Here is a 20,250-nt window from a genome sequence, read left to right as displayed (position 1 = left end):
TAATGGACGATTTATTGCAACGCGTGCAGCGCTGCGAGGTGCTGCAGCAACCCGACTGGGACGATCCGTCGTGCCTGCGCAAGGTTCAGGAGTGCCTGCGGGCCAGCCCGGCGTTGATCCGGGTTGGCGATACCCTGGCACTGCGTGCACAGCTTGCCCGTGTCGCCACGGGCGAGGCGCTGGTGATGCAGTGCGGCGACTGCGCCGAAGACATCGACGACCACCAGGTACACAGCGTGACACGCAAGACCGCACTGCTTGAGACGCTCGCCGGGGCGCTGCAAAAGGCCGGGGGCCGCCCGGTAATCCGGGTCGGGCGGATTGCCGGGCAATATGCCAAGCCTCGATCCAAGCCCCATGAACAGGTCGGCGAACAGCTGCTGCCGGTGTATCGCGGCGATATGGTCAACGGTCATGCGGCGAATGCCAGACAGCGTCAGGCCAACCCACAGCGGATCCTCAAGGGCTATGCATCGGCGCGCAACATCATGCGTCACCTGGGCTGGGACGCCCCGCGCGATCTTGATAAAGGCGCCCCGCCGGTGTGGACCAGTCACGAGATGCTGTTGCTCGACTACGAGCTGTCGATGTTGCGCAAGGATCACCAGCACCGGGCCTACCTGGGGTCGACCCATTGGCCTTGGATTGGCGAGCGCACCCGACAGTTGAACGGCGCGCATGTGGCGCTGCTCAGCCAGGTGCTCAACCCGGTGGCCTGCAAAGTCGGCCCGCAGATGGGTCGCGAGCAGTTGCTGGGGCTTTGCGAACGGCTCGACCCGCAACGCGAGCCAGGACGGTTGACGTTGATTGCGCGAATGGGCGCACAGGCCGTCGGCGAACGCCTACCGTCGCTGGTAGAAACGGTACGTGCAGCCGGCCATCCGGTGATCTGGTTGAGCGATCCGATGCATGGCAACACTATCGTCGCCCCTTGCGGCAACAAGACCCGCATGGTGCAAACCATTAGCGAGGAAATCTGCACCTTCAAGCATGCCGTGACTTCAGCCGGTGGCGTGGCCGCCGGCCTTCACCTGGAAACCACCCCCGACAACGTCAGCGAATGCGCGACAGACGCGGCAGGTTTGCTCCAGGTCAGCCGCCACTACACCAGTCTCTGCGACCCACGCCTCAATCCCCAGCAGGCACTCGCCGCAGTGATGGCCTGGAACGGCTGGCAAGCAGCCCCCACTGCAAACTTCCCACTGGAGACTGTCGCATGACCGGCATTCCAAACATCGTCCCGTATGCCCTACCCACCTCCCGCGACCTGCCTGTCAACCTCGCACAATGGCGTATCGACCCCGAGCGCGCCGTACTGTTGGTGCATGACATGCAACGCTACTTCCTACGGCCCTTGCCCGACGCCCTGCGTGAAGAAGTGGTGGGCAACGCCGCGCGCATTTGCCAGTGGGCGGCTGACAACGGCGTGCCGGTGGCCTACACCGCCCAGCCTGGCAGCATGAGCGAAGCGCAACGCGGGCTGCTCAAGGACTTCTGGGGGCCCGGCATGCAGGCCAGCGCCACTGACCGCGAGGTGGTCGACGCCCTGACGCCCAAGCCTGGCGACTGGCTGCTGACTAAGTGGCGCTACAGTGCGTTCTTCAACTCCGACCTGCTGGAGCGGATGCACGCCAATGAGCGCGATCAGTTGATCCTGTGCGGGGTGTATGCCCATGTCGGGGTGCTGATCTCGACCGTAGATGCCTACTCCAACGATATCCAGCCGTTCCTCGTGGCCGACGCTATTGCCGACTTCAGCAAGGAACACCACTGGATGGCCATCGAATACGCCGCCAGCCGCTGTGCCATGGTCGTCACCACTGACGAGGTGGTGTCATGAGCCAAGCCGCCGCCCGCCTTATGGAGCGCATCCTGCAACCGGCGCCCGAGCCGTTTGCCCTGCTGTACCGGCCGGAGTCCGGCGGCCAGGGACTGCTGGACGTGTTGATAGGCGAGATGTCGCAGCCCACGGTCCTGGCCGATATCGACTTGCCCGCCACCTCGATCGGCGCGCCTCGCCTGGATGTATTGACGCTGATTCCCTACCGCCAGATTGCCGAGCGTGGCTTTGACGCCGTGGACGATCAGTCGCCATTGCTGGCGATGAAAATCACCGAACAGCAGCCCATCGGCATCGAACAGCTACTGGGGCTGCTGCCCGACGTGCCCATCCAGTTGAACAACGAGCGCTTCGACCTCAGCGACGCAAGCTACGCCGAGATCGTCAGCCAGGTGATCACCAACGAAATCGGCTGCGGTGAAGGCGCAAACTTCGTGATCAAGCGCACCTTCCTCGCCGAGATCAGCGAATACGGACCAGCCAGTGCCCTGTCGTTCTTTCGTCATCTGCTAGAGCGGGAGAAAGGTGTCTATTGGACATTTATCATCCACACCGGCAACCGCACCTTCGTCGGTGCATCCCCCGAGCGCCATATCAGCGTCAAGGAGGGGCTTGCGGTGATGAACCCCATCAGCGGTACTTATCGCTATCCGCCCGCCGGTCCCAACCTGGCAGAGGTCATGGAGTTTTTGGCCGACCGCAAGGAAGCCGACGAGCTGTACATGGTGGTCGACGAAGAACTGAAAATGATGGCGCGCATTTGTGACGACGGCGGCCGCGTGCTCGGTCCTTACCTCAAGGAAATGGCCCACCTGGCCCACACCGAATACTTCATCGAAGGCAAGACCCGGCGCGATGTACGCGAAATCCTGCGCGAAACCCTGTTCGCCCCTACCGTCACCGGCAGTCCACTGGAAAGCGCCTGCCGGGTCATTCAACGCTATGAGCCACAAGGCCGGAGGTACTACAGCGGCATGGCTGCGCTGATCGGCAGCGACGGCAAGGGGGGGCGTACTCTGGATTCGGCGATCCTGATTCGCACCGCCGACATCGATGGCAACGGCCAGGTGCAGATCAGCGTGGGCTCGACCATCGTGCGCCACTCTGATCCAGTGACCGAAGCTGCCGAAAGCCGGGCCAAGGCCGCCGGGCTGATTAGCGCATTGAAAAACCAGGCGCCCTCGCGCTTCGGTAGCCACCTGCAGGTGCGGGCGGCTTTGGCCAGCCGCAATGCCTACGTTTCCAACTTCTGGCTGATGGACAGCCAGCAACGGCAACAGACCCATGCCGATTTTAACGGGCGCCAGGTGTTGATCGTCGACGCGGAAGACACCTTCACCTCGATGATCGCCAAGCAACTTCGTGCCCTGGGTCTGGTGGTAACGGTGTGCAGCTTGCGCGACGAATACAGCTTTGATGGTTATGACCTGGTGATCATGGGCCCAGGCCCCGGTAACCCGAGCGATACCCAACTGCCAAAAATCGACCATTTGCACGTGGCCATCCGCTCCTTGCTGCGTCAGCAGCGACCGTTCCTCGCGGTGTGCCTGAGTCATCAGGTGCTGAGTCTGTGCCTGGGCCTGGAGCTGCAACGCAGAGCCATTCCCAACCAGGGCGTGCAAAAACAGATCGACCTGTTTGGCCACGCCGAACGGGTCGGTTTCTATAACACCTTCGCCGCCCAGAGCAGCAGTGACCGCCTGGACATCAACGGCATCGGAACCGTCGAAATCAGCCGCGACAGCGAGACCGGGGAAGTACATGCCCTGCGTGGGCCATCGTTTGCATCCATGCAGTTTCATGCCGAGTCGCTGCTGACCCAGGAAGGCCCACGCATCATCGCCGACCTGCTACGCCATGCCCTCCTCCACACACCTGTCGACAGCAGCGCTTCGGCCGCCGGGAGATAACCATGCACCAATACGTCATCATCGACGCCTTTGCCAGCGTCCCTCTGGAAGGCAATCCGGTCGCGGTGTTCTTTGACGCCGATGACTTGTCGTCCACGCAAATGCAACGTATCGCCCGCGAGATGAACCTGTCGGAAACCACCTTCGTGCTCAAGCCGCGCAACGGTGGCGATGCGTTGATCCGGATTTTCACCCCGGTCAACGAACTGCCGTTTGCCGGCCATCCATTACTGGGTACCGCTATTGCGTTGGGTGCGCAGACCGACAATCACCGGCTGTACCTGGAAACCCGGATGGGCACCATCACTTTTGAACTGGAGCGCCACAACACCAGTGTCATCGCCGCCAGCATGGACCAGCCCATACCGACCTGGACCACCTTGGGACGCGATGCGCAATTGCTCAGCGCCTTGGGGATCAGCGGCTCGACCTTTCCTATCGAGATCTATCACAACGGCCCGCGCCATGTGTTTGTCGGCTTGCCGGATATTGCCGCGCTGTCAGCGCTGCACCCCGACCATCGTGCCCTTGCCAGCTTCCATGACATGGCCATCAACTGCTTTGCCGGCGCAGGGCGGCAGTGGCGCAGCCGGATGTTCTCACCGGCCTATGGCGTGGTCGAGGATGCCGCCACCGGCTCTGCGGCCGGGCCCTTGGCAATTCACCTGGCACGCCACGGCCAGATCGAGTTCGGCCAGCAGATCGAGATTCTGCAGGGCGTGGAAATCGGCCGGCCGTCGCTGATGTTCGCCAGGGCTGAGGGCCGGGCCGATCAACTGACTCGGGTTGAAGTATCGGGCAATGGCGTCACGTTCGGCCGGGGGACCATCGTGCTATGAACCCTTCACTACAAGGCAAGCCCCTGCTGGGCAAAGGTATGTCGGAGTCTCTCACCGGCACGCTGGATGCGCCGTTTCCCGAGTACCAGACGCTGCCCGCCGATCCCATGGTCGTGCTGGCCAACTGGTTGGAGCGTGCACGCCGCGTGGGCATCCGCGAACCTCGGGCGCTGGCTCTGGCCACCGCCGACAGCCAGGGCCGGCCATCGACACGCATCATCGTGATCAGCGAAATCAGTACGCGTGGCCTGGTGTTCGCCACCCATGCCGGCAGCCAGAAAGGGCGCGAACTACTGGAGAATCCCTGGGCCTCGGGGGTGCTGTATTGGCGTGAAACCAGTCAGCAGATCATTTTCAATGGTATCGCCGAGCAGCTTTCGTCGGAGCGCGCCGACGCACAGTGGCAGAGTCGGCCCTATGCAACCCACCCCATGTCGGTGGCCTCGCGCCAGAGTGAAGAACTCATCGATATTGAGTCGTTGCGCGCGCAAGCCCAGCGTCTGGCACTAGTCGGCGGCCCGCTGCCACGCCCACCCGGATATTGCCTGTTCGAGTTGTGCCTTGAGTCAATTGAGTTCTGGGCCAACGGCAGCGGGCGGATGCATGAGCGGCTGCGCTATGACCGCTGCGCCGAAGGCTGGAAACATCGCCGGCTACAGCCGTAGGACAGTGCAATAAACACGCTTTGAAATACCGGGTTGCTGCAACTTCGAACACATTGCACGAACTTCAATATTCATGACACCCGGTCAACAAGACAAGAGTCCGGGTGGGAAACAACGCGTACTCGAAATGCCAAACAGAGAATCCGGATCGCCAAAGTCTGTAACGACATTAATTCCCATCTGAATCTTATAGTGGCGCTAGAACGTTGTCCTTGATCCAGCGCTAGACAGCGGGCCAGAGCCTACGCAAACAACGTTGAACATTACTGAGGTTGCTACCATGCCAGATCTGCAAAACAAGCGTAAATATCTGAAAAGTGCAGAATCCTTCAAAGCTTCACTGCGTGATGACCGCACTGTTATTTATCAAGGCCAAGTTGTTGAAGATGTGACTACACACTTCTCTACGGCTGGCGGCATATCGCAAGTTGCAGAAATCTACGAGGAACAGTTCAGCGGTAAACACGACGACATTCTGACGTACGTACGCCCGGACGGTTACCTGGCCTCTTCTGCCTATATGCCCCCCAGAAACAAAGCAGACTTGGCGTCGCGACGCCGCGCAATCATGTACGTTGCGCAAAAAACCTGGGGCACCCACTGCCGTAGCCTGGACATGATCGCCAGCTTCGCCGTGGGCATGATGGGACATCTGCCGACATTCAGGAAAAAATGCCCCGAGTACGCAGAAAACATCACCGATTACCATGACTACGCCGAGCGCAACAGCCTGTATTTGTCCGAGGCCATTGTTGACCCTCAAGGCTATCGGGCACGGACCCACGGCACCGACCTCAACCTGCCGCCGCCCGATCGTGCGGTGATGCGGATCAACAAGCAAAACGCCGAGGGCATCTGGATCAGCGGCGTCAAAGGCGTGGGCACGGTAGCACCGCAATCCAATGAAATATTTGTCGGCAGTTTGCACCCCGCAGCGCCCGACGAGTCATTCTGGGCCTACGTCCCTGCCGATGCGCCGGGGGTGAAGATTTTCTGCCGGGAGATTGTCTCCCAGCCCCACGCCAGCGCCTACGACCACCCGCTCACGTCCAAAGGCGAAGAAGCCGAGGCGATGGTGGTATTCGATAACGTGTTCATTCCACGCTGGCGAATCATGGCGGCAAACGTCCCAGAACTGGCCAACGCCGGCTTCTTCAACCTGTGGACCTCATACAGCCATTGGTACACGCTGGTGCGTCTGGAAACCAAGGCGGACCTTTACGCCGGACTGGCCAAGGTGATCATGGAAGTCCTGGGCCTTGAGGGTATTGCGGTGGTTCGCCAGCGGGTCAGCGAAATAGTGCAGTTTTCAGAAATACTCAAAGGCATGTGCATCGCGTCCATCGAAACGGCCGAGATGTCCGACGGCGACATACTGCTGCCTGGCCCCAACGCACTGGCCGCCGGACGGGTATTTGCCATGGAAAAACTGCCCCGGGTGCTGCATCTGCTCAGAGAGCTGTGCGGACAAGGCCTGATCCTCAGGTTCAACGAGAAAGACTTGGCCGCCGACGCCGCCTTTGGCCAGAAGTTCTCCTGGTTTCTTGACACGCAAAGCGTGGGCGCCAGAGAGAAGAACCTGCTGATGAATCTGGTGTGGGACGTGGCCGCCAGTGAGCACTCCACACGGGCGTTGGTGTTTGAAGAGCAGCACGCACTCAGCGAGCCCCTGCTGCGCGATCGCCTGGTGCTGGACTACGACTACCACCAAAGCACCAGCCTGATACGCCGCATGGTGGGGCTCAACGCCAAATAGACCAACTGCCGCGCAGGCGCCGCGCAATGAGCCCGGCGCTCGATCAGCGTTGCCCGCCTTGCGGCCTCTGGCATCTCGTAGTTTCCAACCTTCAACGGCTACACCGCCCCAGGAACCTCCAAATGAATACAGCAGGAGCCCGTTCATGACGGAACAAACACTCAAAGCGCGCGAGGTCAAACTACTCGGTTACAACTCACGCGCACTCAAGGCCGAACATTTTGCGGTGGTCGAAACCGCGCTTGCAGCACCCGGCCCCGGGCAAGTACTGGTGCGCAACCGCTGGTTTCGTGTCTCTATCTCTACCCGCTTGATGGCCGAAGCGGGTGCCGAGGAGGTAAAGGGCATTCCCTTTCCACCACTCAAGCCTGGCGACACGCTCGCCGATGGCGCCATTGGCGAGGTGGTACAGGTCGGCGCCGGCGTTGATCTGAGCATCGGCAGCCTGGTCATGCATCCTTTGGGGTGGCGCGATTATGCAATGGTGCCGGTCGCACAATGCACGTACATCGACAGCCCGGTCGTTGACCCCGCCGCGTGGCTCGGGCATGGCTGGACCGCCTTTGCCGCGCTGGTCAAGGGCGTGCAAGTGCGTCCGGGCGATACGGTCTTTGTCACCAGCGGTGCAGGCGCGATTGGCTCAATGGCCGGGCAAATCGCCCGACTGCTGGGTGCTACGCGAGTCATCGGCACGACCAGCAACCAGGAGAAAGCCCGCTGGATGCAGGCGCAGTTGGGTTATGACGCGGTGGTCACACGCGAAGGCGAGCCAATCCGCGAGCAACTGGCCCGCGTTGCTCCAGAGGGTATTGACGTTATCGTCGACATGGTCGGCGGCGAACAACTGGCGGCCGCGCTGGAGATCGCCCGGCACGGTGCACGTTGTGTATTGCTCGGTGCAGTGTCAGCGGAACTGAACCCCCACAGCGCAACCCTGAAGGCACCGGTGGAGCTCGACACCTTCCAGCTGATTCTCAAGGGCGTGACGATACGCGGTTTCAGTGCCGACGAAGAGGCACCAGAAATGTTTGACGCCTGGATCCGGCAACTGGCGCTGTGGCAGCGCGGCAGCGGTATTCGGATTGCCCACACATTGGTCAAAGGCCTGGACCAGGCACCGCTGGCGTTGCAAGAAGCCTGCGCGGGCCACCTCAAGAGCCTGGTCCTGGTGGAGTTGGAACAGTGATGGACACCTCAACCGTTTCACCTCAAGTCAATACCACCGCGGCGCAATCATGGCTGCTGTGGGTGGGTTTTATCCTGGTGTCGCTGAACCTGCGGCTGATCTTCACAACAGTTGGCCCATTGTTGGAGAACCTGCAACTTGGCTTTACCTCCACCTTGCTGGTGACGACCTTACCTCTGGCACTGCTGGGTCTGTTCTCCATGGCCGGCGTAAGGTTGCGACACTGGCTGGGAGAGGAGCGTGCGCTGTTTTTCGCGCTGATCCTGCTGAGCATCGGTTGCAGCGTTCGCGGGCTGGGTGAGTCCGGGCTGATCGTGGGCACCGTAGTGGGCAGTGTGGGTATTGCCGTGATGAACGTGATCATGCCCGTGCTCGCACGAAAACGCTTCGGTCCGCAACGCATGGGTATGGTGATGGGGATCTATGCATTGATGCTTGGAGCCGGTGCGGTACTGGGTGCCAGCGTTTCGCTGCCGCTGTTCCAATGGCTGGGGGCTGATCGCGCCTCGGCGTTCCACGCCCTCGGGCTCTGGGCCGTCCCGGCCTTGCTGGCCTTGTTACTGTGGTTGCCACAGTTGCGGCACGCCGCGCACCATGGGTTGGGCAGCGGTCATAGCGGGCCGAGCGTTAACGTTTATCGCAACCCCACGGCCTGGGCAATCACGCTGTTTTTCGGACTGCAAGTGCTGAACCTGTTCGTGTTTCTGCCGTGGATGCCCACCCTACTCAGGGACCGTGGCACCGATGTGGCTACTGCGGCGCTGATTTTCTCGGTCTCGCAACTGAGCCTGATGGTCGCCAGTTTTTTCACGCCTTTGCTGGCTGCGCGCACCCAGGACCATCGCCCGCACATCACTTCAGTCATCCTGTTGTGCCTGGCCGGAACACTGGGGTTGATGTATGCGCCTTTGCCCAGCGCCATCGTGTGGGCCGGTGTGCTCGGCTTCGGGCAAGGTGCCGGGCTTTCTCTGGGGACGTTCCTGTTCGTTGCCAAGGCCGCCAGCATCGACACCGCCACGCGTATTTCGGCCATGGCGCAAACGGTGGGTTATCTGATTGCCGTCGCGGGGCCCCTGGTAGTCGGGGCACTCTATCAACACAGTGGAGACTGGAACCTGCCGGTGTTGTTGCTGGTGGGGATTTTGCTGATTGAATTGATCGTGGCGCTGCCGGCGGGGCGTAACGTCAAGGTGTGAGCCTTCGGAGCGGGATTTTGCGCAGATCTCGCTCCAACCGGGGGCGCTGCTTGAAGTATTGCCCCTGCGAAGTTGGGCTAACGCTTGGGCAGGGTAATGCGGTTCGGGTGGCCTCGGCCACAGCCAAGAGCCATTGCGCGCTGAAAGGAAAGGAGCTCGCCTTGCAGGTGAACACTTGGGTCGGCACTTTATGATCGACCACTTTCCCCCGCCAATGCGGTCTGCTCACAGGCACCCACCTGCGGTACCAGTTGGATATCCACACGCCGATTAACGGTACGTCCGGCCTCGGTCGCATTGCTGGCGATAGGCTGTTTGGCCGCCAAGCCCTGCACCGCGAAACAACTGTCGGCGATGTCGCCCATCTGCTGCATCCAGTCGCGCACGGCTGAGGCGCGGGCGTGGGACAGGGCCAGGTTTTGTTCCACAGGTCCGGTCGCATCGGTATGCCCTGCGATCACGATCAGCCAGCCCGGTTGGGCTTTGATACCGACCAGGGCATTGATCAGTACTTTGGTCGAGCCTGGCTTCAGGATTGCGCTGCCGGCATCGAACAGCGACAGGCTGTCCAATCGCACGGGTTCGGGCATGAGGGGTGGACGGTCTTGATTTGTCAGCCATATCTGCCAACCAAGTCCCGCGAGCAAGGCGATAATCAGCATCCCGGCAAACAGCCACAAGGCCAGACGCCGCCTGCGTGGCTCCACGTCAGGGGGAGGCATGATCACCACAGGTTTCACCAATGTCGGTGTCATCACTCTAACGGGATCCAGCACTATTTCGCCCGATGCATAGCGCTGTTCAAGGCGCTGGATAAGGCTGCCCACCTGGTAGCGCAGAGCCTGCAATGTCTGCAGAGGATTCGCCGCCTGAGAAAGTAAACGCGCATGCAAACGTGCCAGCTCGGTGTCCAGTTGAACCAACGCGGACACACTGTGGGCGGTCATCGCCATGCTGCGCATCAGCGGTTGCAACTGATCGAACAACCACCCCAGCAGGTCCGGACGCACCGACGCCATCGGCGGCCACAGGCGTGCCCACTCGCGGCTCAGGGCTTCCAGCAACACCACGCCCTGGGTGATGCCCTCCAGCCCATGACGCTGACCGCATGCCAAGGTGTAAAAACATGCGGTTTGAAGGTCGGCGCCATTATGTTGGAACAGCGCCAGGCAGCTTTGCTCCACCTTGGCCCAGTCCACATCCGGGCAAGCAGGATGGCTGAGCTTGGCCAATTCCTCACGCAATACCGTAAATTCACTGAAGCCGCGCGGATCACCGCCGACTCGAATACGCATCTCAAACAACGCCGTCATTGGCTTCCCTTCCGTTCTAGGTTCAAGGCTTGGTCAGGTAGTGCTGTCGCTTCAAGTGACGCACCAGCACTTTGCCCTCGGGCGCCAGGGTGGTGCCGAAGCTCATGTGCTGCCCATCTTTGAGTTGCGCGTCCAGGGCATACTCCAGATGCCCCGGCAGCGTCTGGGGCTGCAGTTCGATGGAGACCGCTGCCAGACGCGGTTCGTACTTGAGCAGGGTGGCGGTCATGGTGCCGATCAAGCCATGGGCCGTGGCGGGCAATCCCTGCAGGATCAGGCCCATGTCCGGCAGCCCGTAATCGGGCAGATGGCTGAGCGCACCGGCGCGGCTGTTGAGGATCCGCTGCAGGTTGTCCAGCACCGAGAGGGCGTGCTGGTCTTCCTCACTGACCTGATGCAGATCCAACTCACCGTCGAAATTTTGCAGCAGCATTTCGTACAGCGAGGGGTTGTACTCGGTCATGGTTCAGTCCTTTGCCAAGGGCCGCAGGGTCAAGCGATTATCCCCCAGCTCGATGACCCGAGCCCGATCCGGGTCCAGGTCATCACGGGTCAACGTCAGGCGCCAGGTGTTCAACTGGGTATCAGGGCTGCGAAACAACGCCACCACCGTGACGAACTGCGCGTCCTTGTCCATCGGCACATTCAACTGCGCGCCTTCCTCGGGCTTCACCACCACCGAGCGTTTGTCCAACAACGCGCTCGCCAGCAGTTGATTGTCATCGCCCAGCAGCCCGTCGTAGGTGGCCTGCTCTACCGCCTTGCTGTCGCGCAATTGATACACCCGCACCAGGGTCGGCACCGACAAGGCGCTCATGTCCGTGGCAGAGGTGTTCAACGCCGCGCGTGCACTGAAATCCAGATGCAGGGTTTTCACCTGCTTGTAGAAGATCGCCTTGGTAGTGGATGCCGTGCCATCCGCAACGGTCTGGGCCAGACCACACCCGCCGAGAGCCGCGAATATCACCAGACTAAAAACGGTACGCAACATGCTGTGTTTCCCTATTGTGGGGATTAATCGAAAGGCCTTGGTAGCGGCCCAGGTTGATCGTGAGAGTGTCGTGTTCGGCCACCTGCCAAGCATCGCTTCCCAAACCCAGCACCCCGGTCATGCCCAACCGAATAGGGGCTTGCCCCAGCACCGGTGCGGGCAGGCTGTGCACTGGCAATGACAACTGCAGTTTCGCCGTGCAGCGCCACCCGAGGTACACGCGCAGCAGCACCAGCAGATCGCTGTACAACTCACCACCGGGCAACCAGCCGATGGCTTCCTGCGTGTCTTCTGTGTAGAGCGTCAGCCGCAGTTGGCTGTTGGCATCAAGGCCAACGCTGCCCAACGGCGTCCCCTGGGACAAGCTCACTGGACGTTGGCGGGAAAGGCTGGCCGGATGTTCCAACGCAATTTTTTGTGGCCAATGCGGGGTCACCTGCGCCTGGGTGTTGGGCGCCAGTAACTTGACCAGCGCGGTGATGCCCTCGGCATTACGTGTGGGCAGGCGCATCACACTGAGCAGGGCCAGAAAACGCGAGACCGGCGTGGCGATCTGCTGGGCGGTGCCAGGAATCCCTAAGCCGATCAGCCCCAACAGGCATTGCGAGGTGGCATCGGTGCCGCCTGCTTCGAAAGTCGCCGGGTAGGAATACTTGCGCCAGATCCGGTAGAACTGGGTGAAGATCCGGTGGTTGAAAATATCCAGGAAGGCTTCCAACGCTTCATGCCCTTCCCGGCGCTGCGCGATGTCATCCAAAAACACCGTCGGCATCGGCGAGTCGACGCCGTACAACCCGAGCAGACGAGTGCGTACTGTCGCCGGCCGTTCCGGATGAGCGACATCGGTTTCAATCGACTTCAACTCGCTGGCTGGAAAGCCCATACCCGGATCAGGCCGAAAGCGCACCGCATCATCAGCCGGGTGCGCGGTACTGCCCAAAGGCGGATGACCGGGCAGAGCCTGCTCCAGCAACTGGCAAAAGCGGTACAGGTTAGCCTCGGCTACTTGGTCCTGCAGGGCGTCGAGCAGGCCGCCGGCTTTCAGCCGGGAATACGCTGACTGTGGTTCTCGTTCCATCGCAGGCACTTTCCAGTAGGTTGCAGGATCAGCGTGAGCTGGGTGTACAGATGAATGTCGGCATACAAGGAGAAGAAGCGATTGAGCATCTCGCCGAACAGGCTGATGTCGCCCTCCCCCGAAAAGCCATTGGCATCCAGGGTGATTTCGATATCCACCCCACGCAGCAGAAAGCCCTTCTCGAAACGCTGCACCAAATGATGTTTGACCTCGACGATCGCCGCCAAACGACGGCGATTCAGTTCACTGCCGGTCCAGTCGTACAGCGCCAAGGTGCCGCGCAGCACCTCGGCGTTGTCGAGCATCGGTAAGAAGTTCGAGCCCAGGTGACTGAGCACCCGCCAGTGAAAGCGGTCGCGGTTCGGCGGGTAACACGGCAAGGTCGGCGCACACAGATTGCGCACGCGCAAACCGGCCTGGGTGGACTGCACCACCGTATCGAGCAAGGTGCTTTGCAGTGCCTTGCGCGGCAACTGGCCGTGGGTGCCGGTCAAGCGCAATGACAGGCTTTCACGCTCGCGCAGGCGGTCCTTGTCAAAACCCTCGCCGCCGAGGATCAACCAGGTGTCATGCAAACCATTCGCTGCGCGCTTCAGGCGTGTATGGAAGTAGCGTTCTGGGGCATCAAAGCGCAGCATGCCGCCCTTGTGACGAAAGCTGGTGAACGGCACGTAGTCCTGGCGCTCGGCGTTCCTCGACGCAGTGACCCGGTCCACCGAATAGATCTCTGTATGGCCGTCCTGCAATCGCATCGGGCGTAGCAAGTAGTCGGTTTGCAAGGGCGCCAGGGTCAGCGGGTCGGCCTCCAGCGCAAACAGATTGATCACCGGTACCGCGTGCAGGCGGATGTGCTCGCTGCTCAAGTCGAAGTTGGCTGGCCAGGGTTCACGCAACACCACTTCAAGTTCGAACCAGGCCGTGCCAGGCGCAATCTTCAACTGCTCCAGGCCGCACAAGGTCACGAACATGAATTTTTCACGGAAACTGAAATATTCCAACAGCAACTGGTAACCGCTGAAGGCGCTGTCGCCCTTTGGCCACAGCCGGTCTTCATCGGCAAAGCCCTTGGGCGCAAAATGCGCGGTCAGTGGCTGGCGCTCGGTCTGGCCGGGCCAGCGCACATACATCGCTTGTGCATTCAGGGTCAGCGCCTGATGCAACGCGCTGGCCAGCGGCGTATCGGCATTCAGGTATAGCGGCAAACGGCTGAGGTCGATCAGGCTCCAGTCAGTCAACGCCCCACAGGCAAAGCGCAGCCGCAACACCGAGCGACCATCCATTTCATGACCGCGCGCCACCGATTCCAGCGCCAGCGGTCGCAGGGTCAAGTCCTGGGTGGTGGTGTAACGGCAACGGGTGCGTTGCGGGCCGATCGGCTGCGACAGCACCTCAAACCCCTGAGTGATCAACTCGCTACGTTTCATCTGCGTCAGTTCAGGCACCAGTTCAACCACCGACAGCGATGGAATGGTGCGCAGGTAATGCGGCCACAGCAGGCTGACCAGGCCTTCGGTCAGTTCCGGCAGGTCGTCGTCGAGTTTTTCGCGCAAGCGGCCCATCAAGAATGCGAAGCCCTCGAACAGGCGCTCCACATAGGGATCCTGCGCTCCCGGTTTGTCCAGATTGAGCTGCGCCGCCCGATCCGGGAACGCGTCCGCGAACTCCTTGCCGGCCTCGCGCAGGTAGCGCATTTCGGCATCGAAGTAGCGCAGTGTCAGATTGTCCATGTTCACAGAAAGAATCCTGATGTAGGAGGGTTAGCCGCAAAGCACTGCGGCGCGTACCGGATCGATGGCTACCAACGCCGCCAGCAAAGCTTCCATGCGCCGCGCCAGGGTGGGTTTGTCGGCGTCATTGCGCTGGGCTTTCACCCGCAGCAGTTTGAGCAGCCGCGCTTTGACCTCGAAATTCAGCTCGGGCTCCCACTCGGCCAAGGCGTGACGTTGCGCCGTGGCGTCCAGTTCGGCCAACAGATGGATGGCCAGGTCGCTCTTGCTGTACTGCTCGGCCACCCGCGCCATCAACAGGCGCAGCAACCAGCGTTGGCGCCCGGTGTGGATACCGGGGCGTGCGGCCAGCCAGGCCAGTGCCTGATCCACGCCGTCGCTGTCAGCCTGGGCCACGGCCTCGCCTTCCAGGGACAGGATGTCGGTATCGCCAGTGGCCGGTGCCGCCGAGGGTACGGGCAACCATTGCTGGGGCTGGTTGCCGCTGACGTGCTGGGCGATCCACTCGCGGGTGGTTTCGTCGGCAAACGGGCTGCCGTCGCTCCAGCACAGCACCTCCAGACCCGGCAGGCGTTCAAGGAACATGCCCAGGTCACGCTTGGCGATATCGGCCCAGCGATCCTGCGGCGTGGGTTGTTTGCTCAGGGCCTGATACAAGAACCACTGCAGGTCCAGCCAGAAATGGTTCACGCCCTCCGCATAGATCCGCTCGACCTGCTCGATCAACTCCGACCAGTTCTGTTGCAGGTACAAACGTTTGAGCTGTGCCCGGTATTCACCGCGCGGCGGCGCCAAACGCGTGTTGCCGTTAGCCTCCTGCGGGGGTGTCTGATGCACGGTGTCCCAACGCAAGCTCTTCATCAACCGATGAGCCGCCAGCCAACCCAGAGGTTGCTCACGCAGGTAGCCCGCCAATGCCCGACCGCTGTCCAATAGATCACGCCCGGACTTGATCTGCGGCGCTGGCGCATGCGCAGTTGACTCATGGCTGGCGGTGTTCTGCGGCACCAACGCGTCCATGCCGCCGGACTGCGCCAGCCTCGCGGACAAGGCGGCATACAATGGCGCCAAATCAGGGCGTTGCTCCTGCGGCCACACATTCAGTCCGCGCTCCAGCCAGGCCAGTGCTGCGGCGGTGCGCTCGGCCTCGGCCTTGACCACTTCCGGGTACAGCGACAGCGTGTCGAGCACCTTGCCACCGGCCAACCATTCCAGGGCCATTTTGCGGCTGTTGGGGCGGATAGGCAGCACCGCATCGGCAAAGCGTTCCACCAACGCCGCCAGCAGGCTGAGACCATCGGCCAGGCCGACTTCGCCGTCCTTGTGCAAGCGTGCCCACAGGTAATAGGTGGCAACGCGCAGGTCCTTGCAGCTGTGGGTCAACAGCTTCTGCGCCAGTTGGGCGACTTGCTCGGCATCGGCGCCCGAGAGCTTGTTGACCTCTTCGCGCATGCGCTGGAAGTCATCGTCGTAGCCGGGGTCTTCGCCGACGGGGGAGTCGGTGCTGATGGGCTGCAACCAGGGTTGCCATTGGGCGGCCTGTTCGCGGGCGACGGACAACGCGTCGCGCTCGCCGAGGCAGCGGGCGATTAAGGTGCGTAGGCTCATTCAGGCCCTCCATTTTCCGTACACATCAGGGACACCGACCCATCGAGGGGCAATCCGACAATCAGATATCCGGGCGTCATCCGAGCAGCCTCCACTCAACAATTTCGTCCTCGACCGTTGTGGTGTCGGTTCGCAGGAAGCGGCGATGGTGACGCTCGACATTTTGCAACGGCAGGATTTCACCCTCTTCAAAATGGCGGATCGTGCCGCCCTGCAAGCTGGCTTGCGAGGCGTCGGTGAGGCGCGAGGCTTGCCAGTAACCGGTATGCGGGCAGGCCTGGCCGCTTTGGCAGGTCGGTGCGGGGCTGCTGGCCTTGATGAACGCGGGTGAGCCCGGCACGGGTTTGCCGGTGGCCGGTTCAAGCAACTTGGCTTGGGCCAGTTTGTTGATCAGCGCGTCGGTTGGTTTTGGCGGCGCTACATTGGCCAGGCGGGCTTCCAGCCATTGCAGCTTGCCGTCCCATAGCGGCAGTTTGGCCGGGGGCAAGGGGACGATGTCGTTGATTTCTGGGACTTTGGGGTCAGCGTAGGAATATCTTGCAAGCACACGCCAGATTTTCTCGTAACGCTCAGAACGTTCAAGGTCCTCCGGTTGACCGAGGTAATACAATTCATCTGTGGGTTGTACACGGAACCCCTTTGAAAGATGGGATGCTGAGTTACTGTTGCCAGCAACCACCCCTAGCTGGAATGACTCTAGAGCGTTTTGATAATCCCCCTCATCTTGAAAATAAACAGCCAGAGCAACAGCTGCTTTTCCGTCACCCTGCTCGGCAGCACAGCGATACATCTGGAGCGCAATCTTTGGGGCAATATCGATAGGCTCAAGTTTTTCGCCAACATAGTACTGAGCTTGGGCATTGCCCTGGTCAGCCGCTTTTCGGAAGTAGCGCAATGACATAGCTACATCTTGGTTAAGTCCGGCTGAGCCATTTTTCAGGAAGAGACCGATAAAGTAGTACCCCGTCGCAACATCCACATCAATCAATTGCTGGCTCAGCCGTAAATGCTCCTCGCCGCTGAGCGTGAAATCACCTCGCATGGAACCATTCTGCAGATTGATGTTGGCTTTGAAATGGCCATTCTCTGCAGCGATGCGATATAGGCGCGCGATCTCGGCATTGACAGTTTTATCCTGCTTCAGCTGGTTGTTTTTTTGTAACCAGCGAGCGTACTGGAACAGCACATCAGCCTCAGCAGACGACGCGGGAATATTGTCATGAATGCAGTTGAAGGCTAGGTTTTCCTTAATCTCATTAAGCGGGTTCACGCTAGGTTCCTTGTTCAAAAAAGTGGAGGCTCCGCTGGTTTCCCAGACCGTGAGCAGCAGCGTTGACAACAAGAGGATTCGCCGCATCAATCGAGGTCCTTTAGGGTGGCTTCGCCCTGCTCGAAAGCGATGGCTACCTCGGTGCCGGCAATCAGCGGTAAATGCAGGCCGTGGGTGTCGCCGGCGTAGGGCCGGGCCAGGCGTAGCCACACGCTTTCTTCACCGGCCTTCCAGCTGTCGCGATCGAACAGGAAATTCACCCGGTAGCGCCCTTCCAGGTCGATATGGGCGTAGGGGTCGTTGGCCTGTGGGCTGGTGACACGGGCTGGGACGGTGCCGGCGATTTGCGGTTTTTCCTTCAGTTCTGGACGAAAGCACACCGTTTCTGAATAGGGCATGGCCTGGAAGGTGGCTTCAAAGCTCTGGTCACGGGCGGCCTTGGTCGTCAGGCCGGTGATCACCGCGCCCGGCGTAAAGGCCTGGGGCGCACCGCCGGAGACCTTGAGCACCTGGCCCGGCGCCAGGCCCGCGCGGCGCAAAGGGCCGAGCAAACTATTCAGACTGTTTTCTAGAATCAGGGGGGTGACACGTGACGGCAGCAGGCAGCCCACAGGCTGGCTATCGCGCTCCTCCTGAGACCATGCGCTGTCGCCCACCTGCCATAGGTGCAACGGCAACTGCCAACGCAACGCACGGGCCAGGGTTTGCAGGCGACGGGCACCGGCGCTCATGGCGGCTGCATCGGTGCATTGGTCTTTGCTCAATGCCCATACCACCCCATTGAGCGCACGCCCACGCCACTGCAAAAGCAACGACTCTTGGGGGTCACCTTGGACGCTGCCGGCCCACAGCAGCACGGTGTTTTGCCCTTCCAGCCAACGCTGCTCGCTCAACCCTGGGGCAATCGCCTCAATCTGCTCAGGCTCACCGACCACCAATAAGAGTCGAACTTTGCGCCGCCAGAAGAAGCCATAGCGTTCTCGAAGATAAGCACCATTGGGAACGGCACTTTGCGCAACCTGAGCAACGTGAGGTTTAGGACGGGCCGCTTGCGGCTGGAGGTTCTTTGCGTCCTGCTTGCGATACGCCGAACGCCCCAGCTCACGGCCCAGCAAGTGGTAACCCAGCAGAAACAGCACCACTATCAACGTGGTTGCAGCGATCGCCAGCAGCCAAAAGGACTGGCGTTCGCTGCCAGGCTGAATACCCAACCAGTCCGGGTAGCGCCATACCATCACCCCCAGCAGCGTGCCAGCCAACAACAGCATGCCAGCCAGCACCCAGAAGCCTACAATGCGTCGAAACTGCATTCGAGATCCCTATTTCGAAAGCGGCAGCACAGGCGTCATCGCTGTGCTCCAGAGCCCTGCATCAGTGCAGCCGCTCCCGCTGAAAATAAACTGCGGCCCAGCGCCGCCCTGCATGGTTTGTGTTGCAGCGGCAATGGCCAGCCACGGTGCGGCTTTGCCTGAGTAGCCCAGCGATATGTCCAAGTCCTGGATTCCTTGGTCACGCGTCACCGACATGGGCGCCTCACCCAGTACGGCGTTTATCGCCGCATGACGTTGAGCATCTATTCCTGCCCGCCAAACATGGCGCACCGATTTCGCATCCACCGGTCCCCAGTTCAAGGCTTGCGTCACGGCGTAGTGCAACGCTTCAGTCGATGGTTGCTGTTCAAGCTCCGGGCGATGCAGAACAGCCACAGGAGGCAAAGTCGTTTGCGTCAAACGGTTGCCAAGCAGCAACCCCACAACCACCTCCCCTGTTGCCTCGGGCTGCTTCGGTGCGAAGTGCACTGCAATCACCAGCAGCAGTGCCTGATCGTCGCTACGCTCATCGAGCCACTGGTCCAGCGCGGGCAAACCACGCCCCTCCAAGGCGACGAACGTCTGACGGATACCCGAATTACGCAAAGCCTGTTGCCATACACGGTCCCATGCGCGATCCAGCAAGCCGCTCTCGACCTCCAGCAACACTGCCAGCGGCGTTTCACCGGGTAACTGCTTTTTTAAGGACGGCGCCAATTCGGAAAACAACTGCCCCAGCGTGCGCAGCAATGCAGGCTCGGGATCTTCATTTACATCGCCAGCCAAACGGCTGTGACGTAGCGTTACGTTGTCCCGACGGGATGGTTGCGCCTTTAGGGCTTTGATACCCCCGAGCAACGCATCCAGTTGTGCTGCAGGGCTTTCGTCCGGTTTGCGCAAGGCGGTATGCAGACTTACGCTCAGTACATCCAGGGCATGTCGCCCTTGACGGACTCTCTGCATCAAATCGTGCTCACGGGCCTCATCCCAACCATCCGCCGCATGTTGCTGGCCGAGATACAGCAGCACCCTTGCGGAACTCAGCACACACCAGCCCAGAAACGGGATGCCCAAGGCCAATCCCCAGAACATAGGCGGCTGCTGGCTTACCGGTGCCGTACTGAACAGCAACGCACCCCCTCCTCCCAACAACAGGACGAGCACCAACAGACCAAGCCACCGCCACATACGAGGACGGGCCGGCCGAAGCGCCAGGGCCGGCACCTGATCCATCCTGACCGGCATGGTTAGCTGGCACCTGCAACGGGCAGCGATGAAATCAACGTACAGCCACACGCACAGGCGTGCCCTTCAAAGGCTATCGGGATGCCGTTGTCACGGAAGACCGGGTGGCCCTCGGAAATTTCAGTACGGCCATGGCCTGGGATTGGGCAGTCCACGGGGTCACCTTCACGGGCGACGCCGATACCGCCGAATTTCATGGTGATGGAACCGGAGAGGACTTCGCCTTCGCCGGTTGTTTTGTCGCCTATGCGGATGATGCCTTTCATGCAATACACCTCTTTAAAAGACCAATAAAACAATAACCTTGGAGCGCAAA

General features: G+C 60.8%; 17 protein-coding genes and 1 pseudogene. 8 read left to right on the top strand and 10 right to left on the bottom strand.

Annotated elements, in window-relative coordinates; genetic code table 11:
* Positions 1 to 2 precede the first annotated feature (2 nt).
* The 8 genes from HBO11_RS05330 to HBO11_RS05295 all read left to right on the top strand — a co-directional run bounded on the left by HBO11_RS05330 (position 3) and on the right by HBO11_RS05295 (position 9,392).
* Positions 3 to 1,220 (top strand): 3-deoxy-7-phosphoheptulonate synthase, encoded by a 1,218-nt coding sequence (locus HBO11_RS05330; protein ID WP_169952920.1) that lies wholly within the window; start codon positions 3 to 5, stop codon positions 1,218 to 1,220.
* Positions 1,217 to 1,840, top strand: a complete 624-nt coding sequence (locus tag HBO11_RS05325; RefSeq protein WP_169952918.1) for an isochorismatase family protein — start codon at positions 1,217 to 1,219, stop codon at positions 1,838 to 1,840. The genes HBO11_RS05330 and HBO11_RS05325 overlap by 4 nt, the downstream gene beginning before the upstream one ends.
* Positions 1,837 to 3,750 carry an anthranilate synthase family protein gene (locus HBO11_RS05320; RefSeq protein WP_169952915.1) on the top strand — a complete coding sequence of 638 codons (1,914 nt, stop codon included), beginning with the start codon at positions 1,837 to 1,839 and terminating at the stop codon, positions 3,748 to 3,750. The genes HBO11_RS05325 and HBO11_RS05320 overlap by 4 nt, the downstream gene beginning before the upstream one ends.
* Positions 3,751 to 3,752: 2 nt before the next feature.
* Positions 3,753 to 4,589: a PhzF family phenazine biosynthesis protein gene (locus HBO11_RS05315; protein ID WP_169952913.1), complete on the top strand. Its 837-nt coding sequence runs from the start codon at positions 3,753 to 3,755 to the stop codon at positions 4,587 to 4,589.
* Between the two features lie 38 nt (positions 4,590 to 4,627).
* Positions 4,628 to 5,254: a phenazine biosynthesis FMN-dependent oxidase PhzG gene (gene phzG, locus HBO11_RS05310; RefSeq protein ID WP_275941748.1), complete on the top strand. Its 627-nt coding sequence runs from the start codon at positions 4,628 to 4,630 to the stop codon at positions 5,252 to 5,254.
* Between the two features lie 280 nt (positions 5,255 to 5,534).
* The gene (locus HBO11_RS05305) at positions 5,535 to 7,010 is read left to right on the top strand and encodes a 4-hydroxyphenylacetate 3-hydroxylase N-terminal domain-containing protein (RefSeq protein WP_169952909.1); all 1,476 of its coding nucleotides are present in this window, start codon (positions 5,535 to 5,537) and stop codon (positions 7,008 to 7,010) included.
* Positions 7,011 to 7,155: 145 nt separating this feature from the next.
* Positions 7,156 to 8,196, top strand: a complete 1,041-nt coding sequence (locus HBO11_RS05300; protein ID WP_169952907.1) for an NADP-dependent oxidoreductase — start codon at positions 7,156 to 7,158, stop codon at positions 8,194 to 8,196.
* Entirely contained in the window at positions 8,196 to 9,392 is a 1,197-nt protein-coding gene (locus tag HBO11_RS05295; RefSeq protein WP_169952905.1) for an MFS transporter, read from the top strand. The genes HBO11_RS05300 and HBO11_RS05295 overlap by 1 nt, the downstream gene beginning before the upstream one ends.
* A gap of 188 nt (positions 9,393 to 9,580) precedes the next feature.
* Here the strand turns inward: HBO11_RS05295 and HBO11_RS05290 are convergent, their stop codons facing one another.
* From HBO11_RS05290 to HBO11_RS05245, 10 genes and pseudogenes are all read right to left on the bottom strand, one after another.
* Complete coding sequence (locus tag HBO11_RS05290) at positions 9,581 to 10,705, bottom strand: type VI secretion system ImpA family N-terminal domain-containing protein (protein WP_169952903.1); 1,125 nt, start codon at positions 10,703 to 10,705, stop codon at positions 9,581 to 9,583.
* A 22-nt stretch (positions 10,706 to 10,727) separates the two neighbouring features.
* On the bottom strand, positions 10,728 to 11,168 hold the full coding sequence (gene tssE, locus HBO11_RS05285; RefSeq protein WP_169952901.1) for a type VI secretion system baseplate subunit TssE: 441 nt from the start codon (positions 11,166 to 11,168) through the stop codon (positions 10,728 to 10,730).
* Between the two features lie 3 nt (positions 11,169 to 11,171).
* Positions 11,172 to 11,696 carry a type VI secretion system lipoprotein TssJ gene (gene tssJ / locus HBO11_RS05280; protein ID WP_169952899.1) on the bottom strand — a complete coding sequence of 175 codons (525 nt, stop codon included), beginning with the start codon at positions 11,694 to 11,696 and terminating at the stop codon, positions 11,172 to 11,174.
* Positions 11,677 to 12,774 (bottom strand): type VI secretion system baseplate subunit TssG, encoded by a 1,098-nt coding sequence (gene tssG, locus HBO11_RS05275; RefSeq protein WP_169952897.1) that lies wholly within the window; start codon positions 12,772 to 12,774, stop codon positions 11,677 to 11,679. Before tssG ends, tssJ begins: the two co-directional genes overlap by 20 nt.
* Positions 12,738 to 14,507: a type VI secretion system baseplate subunit TssF gene (tssF, locus tag HBO11_RS05270; protein ID WP_170057163.1), complete on the bottom strand. Its 1,770-nt coding sequence runs from the start codon at positions 14,505 to 14,507 to the stop codon at positions 12,738 to 12,740. Before tssF ends, tssG begins: the two co-directional genes overlap by 37 nt.
* Positions 14,508 to 14,531: 24 nt before the next feature.
* Entirely contained in the window at positions 14,532 to 16,109 is a 1,578-nt protein-coding gene (gene tssA / locus HBO11_RS05265; protein WP_169952893.1) for a type VI secretion system protein TssA, read from the bottom strand.
* A 76-nt stretch (positions 16,110 to 16,185) separates the two neighbouring features.
* On the bottom strand, positions 16,186 to 17,466 hold the full coding sequence (locus HBO11_RS05260) for a DUF6396 domain-containing protein (protein ID WP_169952891.1): 1,281 nt from the start codon (positions 17,464 to 17,466) through the stop codon (positions 16,186 to 16,188).
* Between the two features lie 23 nt (positions 17,467 to 17,489).
* A pseudogene (vgrG, locus tag HBO11_RS05255) lies at positions 17,490 to 18,035 on the bottom strand (type VI secretion system tip protein VgrG); the annotation flags it as partial.
* 663 nt (positions 18,036 to 18,698) lie between these two features.
* On the bottom strand, positions 18,699 to 19,934 hold the full coding sequence (locus HBO11_RS05250) for a hypothetical protein (protein ID WP_169952889.1): 1,236 nt from the start codon (positions 19,932 to 19,934) through the stop codon (positions 18,699 to 18,701).
* A gap of 2 nt (positions 19,935 to 19,936) precedes the next feature.
* Positions 19,937 to 20,200, bottom strand: coding sequence for a PAAR domain-containing protein (locus HBO11_RS05245; RefSeq protein WP_122426824.1), 264 nt, complete (start codon positions 20,198 to 20,200; stop codon positions 19,937 to 19,939).
* Positions 20,201 to 20,250 lie beyond the last annotated feature (50 nt).

The organism is Pseudomonas sp. WS 5010, from assembly GCF_012985565.1.
GTDB lineage: Bacteria > Pseudomonadota > Gammaproteobacteria > Pseudomonadales > Pseudomonadaceae > Aquipseudomonas.
The sequence above is the reverse complement of the archived record's forward strand: the minus strand, read 5'-3'. Positions and strand labels throughout refer to the sequence as shown.

Coding starts and splice junctions, on each gene's coding strand:
- tssE (WP_169952901.1), bottom strand. CDS start 11,168: ATGACCGAGTACAACCCCTCGCTGTACGAAATGCTGCTGCAAAATTTC.
- HBO11_RS05290 (WP_169952903.1), bottom strand. CDS start 10,705: ATGACGGCGTTGTTTGAGATGCGTATTCGAGTCGGCGGTGATCCGCGC.
- phzG (WP_275941748.1), top strand. CDS start 4,628: ATGTCGGAGTCTCTCACCGGCACGCTGGATGCGCCGTTTCCCGAGTAC.
- HBO11_RS05260 (WP_169952891.1), bottom strand. CDS start 17,466: ATGCGGCGAATCCTCTTGTTGTCAACGCTGCTGCTCACGGTCTGGGAA.
- HBO11_RS05320 (WP_169952915.1), top strand. CDS start 1,837: ATGAGCCAAGCCGCCGCCCGCCTTATGGAGCGCATCCTGCAACCGGCG.
- HBO11_RS05250 (WP_169952889.1), bottom strand. CDS start 19,934: ATGCCGGTCAGGATGGATCAGGTGCCGGCCCTGGCGCTTCGGCCGGCC.
- HBO11_RS05305 (WP_169952909.1), top strand. CDS start 5,535: ATGCCAGATCTGCAAAACAAGCGTAAATATCTGAAAAGTGCAGAATCC.
- HBO11_RS05325 (WP_169952918.1), top strand. CDS start 1,217: ATGACCGGCATTCCAAACATCGTCCCGTATGCCCTACCCACCTCCCGC.
- HBO11_RS05295 (WP_169952905.1), top strand. CDS start 8,196: ATGGACACCTCAACCGTTTCACCTCAAGTCAATACCACCGCGGCGCAA.
- HBO11_RS05245 (WP_122426824.1), bottom strand. CDS start 20,200: ATGAAAGGCATCATCCGCATAGGCGACAAAACAACCGGCGAAGGCGAA.
- HBO11_RS05315 (WP_169952913.1), top strand. CDS start 3,753: ATGCACCAATACGTCATCATCGACGCCTTTGCCAGCGTCCCTCTGGAA.
- HBO11_RS05330 (WP_169952920.1), top strand. CDS start 3: ATGGACGATTTATTGCAACGCGTGCAGCGCTGCGAGGTGCTGCAGCAA.
- tssA (WP_169952893.1), bottom strand. CDS start 16,109: ATGAGCCTACGCACCTTAATCGCCCGCTGCCTCGGCGAGCGCGACGCG.
- HBO11_RS05300 (WP_169952907.1), top strand. CDS start 7,156: ATGACGGAACAAACACTCAAAGCGCGCGAGGTCAAACTACTCGGTTAC.
- tssG (WP_169952897.1), bottom strand. CDS start 12,774: ATGGAACGAGAACCACAGTCAGCGTATTCCCGGCTGAAAGCCGGCGGC.
- tssJ (WP_169952899.1), bottom strand. CDS start 11,696: ATGTTGCGTACCGTTTTTAGTCTGGTGATATTCGCGGCTCTCGGCGGG.